Origin of the sequence: Bhargavaea massiliensis (genome assembly GCF_050480245.1) — a bacterium.
Taxonomy (GTDB): Bacteria; Bacillota; Bacilli; order Bacillales; family Anoxybacillaceae; genus Anoxybacillus.
In genome coordinates, this window is the sequence record NZ_JBCNEQ010000004.1 from 118,842 (window position 1) to 125,436 (window position 6,595).

The window sequence follows — 6,595 nt, forward strand, 5'->3', positions numbered from 1 at the left end:
CTGAAAATATCTTAAAAAATAAAACTATTTATTTTTTTTAGAATTTTTAATGAACCGGACCAAATACAGCTTTTTCTAACAGTTCAGCTACATCATACGTACCGACTTTTTCTTCGACTTCTTTTGCTTTCGTACCATCTGATAGCATTGTTAAGCAGTACGGACAGCCAGAGCTAATAACTGTCGGATTCACTTCTAGCGCCTGTTCTGTGCGCGCGACGTTAATGCGCGTGCCTGTTATTTCTTCCATCCACATTAATCCGCCACCAGCGCCACAACACATGCCTGTTTCGCGATGGCGTGCCATTTCAACAAGTTTCACGCCCGGAATCGCTTTCAAAATTTGACGCGGTGCATCGTATACGTCGTTATATCTGCCTAAATAACATGAATCGTGGAATGTAACGACTTCGTTTACTTCATATTTCGGGACAAGACGACCTTCTTCAACAAGCTTTGCTAGTAACTCCGTATGGTGATATACTTCCGCTTCAAAGCCGAAATCTGGATATTCGTTTTTAAATGTGTTATACGCATGCGGGTCAATCGTCACAATTTTTTTCACGCCTGCTTTTTCGAATTCGGCAATATTGGCTGTCGCTAATTCTTGGAATAAAAATTCATTTCCTAAACGTCGTGGCGTATCACCAGAGTTTTTCTCTTTGTTGCCTAAAATCGCAAATTTCACATCCGCCTCATTTAATAGACGCGCAAAAGCTAGCGCAATTTTTTGGCTTCGATTATCAAATGAACCCATCGAACCAACCCAAAATAAATATTCGAATTCTTCCCCTGCTTTTTGCATTTCTTTTACTGTCGGAATGCGCACATCTTCACGCAATTCGCGCCAGTTTTCTTTTTCTTTGCGATTGAGTCCCCATGGGTTTCCTTGACGTTCGATATTTGTCATCGCCCGTTGTGCATCTGGGTTTAACTTTCCTTCTGTTAATACGAGGTAACGACGCAAATCAATAATTTTATCGACATGTTCATTCATAACTGGGCATTGGTCTTCACAGTTGCGACACGTCGTACATGCCCAAATTTCTTCTTCCGTAATGACATCGCCAATTAAGTTCGGCACTTCAATCGTTGCCGCTTGTTCTTGCATTCCTTGTGCCATAAAAGCGAGCTGGTTTCCTTTTGTGTTCGCAAACGCAAACGTCGGCACCCAAGGAGCTTTTGATGTAATCGCTGCACCTTTTTCTGTTAAATGGTCGCGCAACTTTAAAATAAGATCCATCGGCGATAACATTTTTCCTGTTCCTGTTGCCGGGCACATGTTCGTACAGCGCCCGCACTCGACACAGGCATATAAATCGATCAGTTGGGTTTGCTTAAAGTCTTCGATTTTACCAACGCCAAACGATTCTTGTGTTTCATCTTCAAAGTTGATTTTTTCAAGCTTCGGTCTCGTTAACCGGCTGAAAAAAACGTTGATCGGCCCAGCGATTAAATGCGCATGTTTCGATTGTGGCACGTACACTAAAAACGTTAATAAAATAAGCAAGTGCACCCACCAAGCGACAAAAAACAATACCGCTCCACCTGTTTCCCCTACCCAACCAAATGCAAGGGCGATAGCTGAAGCGACAGGTTCGCTCCACGACGTCCCTTCGTTATGCCAAATGCGGCTCATGCCGTTACCGAACAACACCGAAAGCATAAGTCCACCGATAAAAATGAGCACAAGCCCTGCTTTCAAATCTCGCTTTAAACGGACAAGCTTTTCAATGTAGCGACGATAAAACGCCCATAACACTGCCACTAAAATAAGCAATGTGACGATTTCTTGGAAAAACGTAAACGCTGGATAAAGCGGCCCAAGCGGCAAGTGCGCTCCCGGGACAAGCCCCTTAATGATGAAGTCAATCGCTCCAAACTGAACGAGAATAAAGCCGTAAAAAAACATGATGTGAATGATCCCGCTTTTTTTATCCTTTAACAGCTTTTTTTGCCCAAAAACGTTGATCCATATGTTTTGCAGACGCTCTTTTACTTTTCCATCAAACTCAACTTTTTTCCCTAGCTTAATATACGCGATGCGCGTTTTGACGAGATAAACGAACAAATGAACGGCGTACGCTGTCACAAGTAAAAAAGCAATCCAGTTCAACCAAAGCACAATACCCTTCCCCCTTTGTTGTAAAAATAAAATAAATTTTCTGAACAAACTTACTTTCATTATATAATGAATGAGCGTTCAGTCAATATTTTTTCTCATTTTTTACTTTCTTTTTGGAAAGACTACAAGAAAGAAAGGAGTGAGGGCATGGGCTGGCTCATAGTTGCCATTATTTTATTGTTTCTTCTTTTGCTCGATTATAAATGGGGCAAAAAAGTTTCAAAAGCAGCGGTACAAAAGAAGGCGGGTGTTGTGCGCCAAAGTGACATCACGCTATTTACGACAGGAGAAACGTTGTTTGACGACTATTTCGCACAATTAGAACAAGCAAAACACCACATTCACATTTTATTTTATATCGTGCGCGATGATGAAATCGGGCAGCGATTTTTTTCTTTACTTGAACAAAAAGTAAACGAAGGGGTGGAAGTGCGCCTCCTTGTCGATTGGGTTGGAAGCTTCGGGTTACCGGCTTCCCTCCGACAAAAAAGCGGACAATTTGCCTTTGCAAACCGCCCGGCATTACCGTTTTTTTTCTATAAACTAAATGAGCGAAACCATCGCAAAATTACTGTCATTGATGGGAAAATTGGCTATTTGGGCGGGTTTAATATCGGAAAAGAATATATCGGACAAGATCCGAAGTTTGGCCATTGGCGCGACTATCATTTAAAAATTATGGGAGAAGGGGTTCATGATTTGCAACGACAGTTTCAAGAAGATTGGACAAAAGCAACAGGACAATCGTTTGGAAATAGTGAGCGATATTTTCCACCTCTTCAAAAAGGGGCGATGAAACATCGCTTTCTTCCGACAGATGGAAAATATCTAGAGGAAGAATTTATTCAGCTCATTAAACAAGCAAAACAGGAAATCATCATCGGGACACCATATTTTATTCCGGGTAAAAAAATTATGAATGCCCTGCTTGAAGCGATAAAACGAGGAGTTCAACTGACGATTATTGTACCGATGCAAGCAGATCATTCGTTTGTTAAAGAAGCATCATACCCGTATTTTCGCCAACTTTTGCGCGCAGGGGCACGCATTTATCAGTTTTATAACGGATTTTACCATACAAAAGTGATTGTCATTGATGATCATTTATGTGATATTGGCACGGCAAATTTTGATCGCCGCAGTTTGTTTATTAACTACGAAATGAGTTGTTATATATATGACAAACCGTTTATTCAACATGTGAAACAAACAATCGCTCGCGATATCGACACATCGACGTTGTTAACAGCGGAATATTTCCGCAAACAAACATGGTTTCAGCGCCTAAAAGAAGCCACCGCGACAATGATCGCCCCATTATTATAAAAAGCCCTCTTTGCAACGAGGGCTTTTGTGTTACATTTTTTCAGGAGCATGTACACCGACAAGGGCGAGTGCATTTTTCAATGTAATTTGCACGGCTTTCATAAGCGCTAAGCGAGCACGGCTTTTTTCCACGTTCGTTGCGTCAAGCACTTTTTCCGCGTTGTAAAAACTATGTAGCGCAGAAGCAAGATCGAAAATGTAGTTCGTCATCCGATGTGGTGAGCGCTTCACCGCCGCTTCAGCAACAGCTGAAGGAAACTCCCCTAGCTTTTTCAATAAGTCGATTTCTTTTTCCGCTAATTCGTACGTAAAAGATAGTTCGCCATCATAAGATAACCCTTGTTCTTCTCCTTGACGAAGCATGCTACATACGCGCGCATGGGCATATTGTGCATAATACACAGGGTTTTCATTCGATTGCGACACCGCTAAGTCCATATCGAAATCTAAATGCGTATCCGATGAACGCATCGCGAAGAAATAACGCGTCGCATCTAATCCAACTTCTTCCATTAAGTCGCGCAGCGTAACAGCCTTTCCTGTCCGCTTACTCATGCGCACTTTTTCGCCATTTTGATATAAGCTAACGAGCTGAATAATTTCAACTTCTAATACGTCTGGGTCATATCCAAGTGCAGCGATCGCTGCTTTCATGCGCGGAATGTAGCCGTGATGGTCCGCGCCCCAAATGTTAATAATTTTTTCAAATCCGCGCTCAAGTTTATCTTGATGGTATGCAATGTCCGGCAATAAATACGTGTACGTTCCATCTTGTTTAATAAGCACGCGGTCTTTGTCGTCACCAAATGTCGTCGAGCGGAACCATGTTGCGCCATCTTGCTCGTAAATATGCCCTTTTTCGCGCAATGTCTCAAGCGCCTTCTCGATTTTTCCGTTATGGTAAAGAGACGTTTCCGAATACCATACGTCAAACGTGACGCGGAAGTCCGCTAAATCTTTTTTAATTTTATCCATTTCAAACGCCAGTCCGTACTCGCGGAACTGTTGAAGTCGCTCTTGTTCATCAAGCGCGACAAATTTGTCGCCATGCTCTTCCGCTAACTTTTTCCCTAATTCAACAATATCTTCACCGAAGTATCCGTCTTCTGGCATATCTTTATCAATGCCAAGCGCTTGAAAATAACGCGCTTCGACCGACTTGGCTAAATTCGCAATTTGATTGCCGGCATCGTTAATGTAATATTCACGCGTCACGTCAAAGCCTGCTTTTTTCAAAATGTTGCATAACGAATCGCCAACAGCTGCTCCACGTGCATGACCTAAATGTAAACTACCTGTCGGGTTCGCTGAAACAAACTCGACCTGCACTTTTTGCCCATTGCCGACATTCGTTTCACCGTATGCATCCCCTGCTTGTAAAATGGTCGGCACGAGTTCTGTTAAATAGCGATTGTCCATGTAAAAATTAATAAATCCTGGTCCGGCAATGTCTACTTTTTCAACGAATACCGCTTCACCATGAAAGTGGCGGACAATGTCTTCGGCAATCATACGCGGTGCTTTTTTCGCTACGCGCGCGAGTTGCATCGCAATGTTTGTTGAATAGTCGCCGTGTGCTTTATCTTTTGGCGTCTCTAAAATGACGTTTGGAACGTCTGCCTCTGTCGCAACCCCTGAGCGAATGACTGCTTCTTTTATTTCTTCCTTCAATTTTTGTTTCATTTGTTCAACAATGTTCATTTCTTTGCCTCCTTAAACGAAATCGTCACCGCATGACGACCGACATGTTTCCCAGATAAGTGAAGTATGTAAGAAAAAAATAACTGCCCTTTTTTCGTTTTCTCGTTATACTGATACGATACTTGTTCTGTTTTTGTTTTCATTTCCCAGCGCGCCATCGGACTTTCGTACGTACCGATCGTTTCCGACTGTTTACGAAACGTATGGCGCATCGAGATCGCACCGGAGCGGAGAACGACAACTTCATCATTGGCAATTTTCACGACGTTTTTGATCGTTTCTCCTTCATACGTCTCGTCAAACGTCACATACGTTGCATCCCCTTTTAAGTAGTATAAACCATTTGCCTCAATGACAACAATTTCTTTTCGCGCGCCATCGCGAATTTCTGTCACTTGCTTCAGTTGTATCGGTATTCCATTCACCTTCCCCACATCCTTGCAGTTGTTGTGACTGTAGTTAAGTATAGAAAAAGAGGCGCATACATGCAATAGCTCGCCAATGATCCAAAGTTCGTTGCGCATTTTCTCTTTCCCAAACATTTTATCTGTACTTTTCTATGTGCAAAACTGACAAGTTTCACTTTATTTTGTTTCATCACCACAAAATACACTTGAAAAGAGAGGGATTTTTTGAGCCTTCGTGTCCAAAAATATTTTTACTTATTTTCCCTTATAAGTATAGGGAAGAGGTGTCCTGAAATAGTCAAGTACAACTTTCGGTAAAGAGCCTTTATTTTTACCAAATGTAAGAAAATGACAATTGCCCATTTTCGATAAAACATATACAAATATTTAAAATGAAAAAATTGTGGAATATACGGATATACATGTATAGAAAAAAAAGTTTATAATAATGAAACAGGAAAATGAAAGAAATTTTAGGAAGGCGAATGATGAAACCAAGAATTTTTACAATATCTATGATGTTACTCATATCGATTGTGATGCTAACTCCCATCATTGTATCGGCAATATCCTCTTCGTACTCTTATAATGCTGTTTATATAGTTGATGGAAAGGCTAACGGAATATATCACACTTTAAACAAAGGAACAGCTACAATAGATGGTCACGCTTTTTACAACGGCAGCAAAGAAAACTGGGCTGATGGCATCACCCCGCCAGGAGAAACAGTAACTTATTGTCTTTACAGAGAAAAAACAGGGTTTGATACTAGCTACGGGTGTGTGAATCATTATGTATCAAAAAACAATGATAAAAGTAATGTGTCAAAAATAAAAGAATCTTTTCCATCAAAATTAGATTCTGATTCTTCAAAATACTATTTAGTTATAGTAAAAAGCAATAATGGGTGGAAAATAGTCGGTAGCGGCAAATTATCTACACCATAGAAACTCTCTAAACCTTTTATTAAAACCATTTCTTTTAAGGTGGTATTTTATGAGAATATATTTCGAAGGTGTCAAGGCCGATTATTTTT

The 6,595-nt window shown here is 40.9% G+C and carries 5 protein-coding genes; 2 read left to right on the forward strand and 3 right to left on the reverse strand.

Features of this window, described 5'->3' with window-relative positions:
* Positions 1 to 46: 46 nt before the first annotated feature.
* The gene (locus ABEV15_RS01995; protein ID WP_498852236.1) at positions 47 to 2,185 is read right to left on the reverse strand and encodes a (Fe-S)-binding protein; all 2,139 of its coding nucleotides are present in this window, start codon (positions 2,183 to 2,185) and stop codon (positions 47 to 49) included.
* Between the two features lie 87 nt (positions 2,186 to 2,272).
* On the opposite strand from ABEV15_RS01995, the gene cls reads away from it, so the two are divergent.
* Entirely contained in the window at positions 2,273 to 3,451 is a 1,179-nt protein-coding gene (gene cls, locus ABEV15_RS02000; RefSeq protein WP_498852237.1) for a cardiolipin synthase, read from the forward strand.
* Positions 3,452 to 3,481: 30 nt separating this feature from the next.
* On the opposite strand, the gene argS is transcribed toward cls, so the two are convergent.
* Entirely contained in the window at positions 3,482 to 5,152 is a 1,671-nt protein-coding gene (gene argS / locus ABEV15_RS02005; RefSeq protein WP_498852238.1) for an arginine--tRNA ligase, read from the reverse strand.
* Positions 5,149 to 5,586, reverse strand: a complete 438-nt coding sequence (locus ABEV15_RS02010) for a YwiB family protein (protein ID WP_498852243.1) — start codon at positions 5,584 to 5,586, stop codon at positions 5,149 to 5,151. Before ABEV15_RS02010 ends, argS begins: the two co-directional genes overlap by 4 nt.
* Positions 5,587 to 6,047: 461 nt before the next feature.
* Between ABEV15_RS02010 and ABEV15_RS02015 the strand changes: the two genes are divergently transcribed.
* On the forward strand, positions 6,048 to 6,506 hold the full coding sequence (locus ABEV15_RS02015; protein WP_064221095.1) for a hypothetical protein: 459 nt from the start codon (positions 6,048 to 6,050) through the stop codon (positions 6,504 to 6,506).
* Positions 6,507 to 6,595: the final 89 nt, after the last annotated feature.

Bases quoted from the DNA above. Each gene is read 5' to 3' on its own strand.
- ABEV15_RS01995 (WP_498852236.1), bottom strand. From the start codon at position 2,185: ATGAAAGTAAGTTTGTTCAGAAAATTTATTTTATTTTTACAACAAAGG.
- cls (WP_498852237.1), top strand. From the start codon at position 2,273: ATGGGCTGGCTCATAGTTGCCATTATTTTATTGTTTCTTCTTTTGCTC.
- argS (WP_498852238.1), bottom strand. From the start codon at position 5,152: ATGAACATTGTTGAACAAATGAAACAAAAATTGAAGGAAGAAATAAAA.
- ABEV15_RS02015 (WP_064221095.1), top strand. From the start codon at position 6,048: ATGAAACCAAGAATTTTTACAATATCTATGATGTTACTCATATCGATT.